Here is a 279-nt window from a genome sequence, read left to right as displayed (position 1 = left end):
TTGTCATTGCTACACCCGTCCTTTTATTTATGAATATTTCCAGTGTACACAACAACAATATTTTTTGCACCAGAACCACAATGATGCTCCGAAAGCATTAACAGCCATTGCTGTACAAAAAGTGATTCGATTAGAAGTAGCTAGAGCGCAATTGAGAAAAGGCATTTCCGCACAACACTTACGGAATACCTATATTCTACGTTGTCTAGAAAGAAATATGTCTACAGAGGAAGTCATAAAAAGAACAGGATTCCTTTCTCATCTATCAGTAAAGCGTTA

Annotated in this window: 1 pseudogene; it reads left to right on the top strand. The window is 36.9% G+C overall.

Annotated elements, in window-relative coordinates:
- A pseudogene (locus JDS99_RS31770) lies at positions 1–279 on the top strand (site-specific integrase); the annotation flags it as partial.

The organism is Bacillus cereus group sp. N6 (genome assembly GCF_016483705.1).
Classification (GTDB): Bacteria; Bacillota; Bacilli; order Bacillales; family Bacillaceae_G; genus Bacillus_A; species Bacillus_A wiedmannii.
Note: the sequence above shows the minus strand (reverse complement) of the source record. Positions and strands in the feature narration are given on the sequence as shown.